The organism is Acinetobacter sp. P1(2025) (assembly GCF_051390655.1).
Taxonomy (GTDB): Bacteria; Pseudomonadota; Gammaproteobacteria; order Pseudomonadales; family Moraxellaceae; genus Acinetobacter; species Acinetobacter junii.
The window spans coordinates 1-558 of record NZ_JBPKBJ010000179.1 but is presented as its reverse complement, the minus strand read 5'-3'; the positions used below and the strand labels follow the sequence as shown (position 1 = coordinate 558).

1 protein-coding gene is annotated in these 558 nt (G+C 37.1%); it reads left to right on the top strand.

Annotated elements, in window-relative coordinates; translation table 11 throughout:
* The first annotated feature begins 8 nt into the window (after positions 1 to 8).
* Positions 9 to 548 (top strand): IS630 family transposase, encoded by a 540-nt coding sequence (locus ACSC97_RS18270; RefSeq protein ID WP_225554437.1) that lies wholly within the window; start codon positions 9 to 11, stop codon positions 546 to 548.
* Positions 549 to 558: the final 10 nt, after the last annotated feature.

Here is a 558-nt window from a genome sequence, read left to right as displayed (position 1 = left end):
CACAGCAGATTGAAGAATTACGAGAGCAAGCGGCACGTGGTGAAATTATATTAGGTTATGTTGATGAAACAGGATTTTCATCTACACCTGATAACCGCTATGCGTGGACAAAGATAGGTGATGTTCATGCGGTTGATGCAATAAGATTAAAACGAGTTAATGTCATGGGGTGTTTGCTTTCAACGGGGAAACTGGTGACAAGCTGTTTACAAGAGTCAGTGACAAGTACTTGGTTTTATGCCTATTTAACTGGAATAGCTCAACAAGTAAAACAGACATATAACCTTCCATTGGTTCTTATTGTTGATAATGCCTCGATTCATAGAAGTAAAAAGATGGCTGATTACAGAGAGCTACTTAAAACTAACTTTTCGACGAATCTGTATTTTATTCCAGCTTATAGCCCTGAGTTAAATCGAATCGAGATGGTATGGAAGCAGATGAAATATTATTGGCGAGATTTTCAAGTCATGACAGCTGACAAAATAGAGCAATGGGTGGAGAAAGTATCAAACCAATTCGGAAAAGAATACATGTTTACTTTTTAATGGATACTTA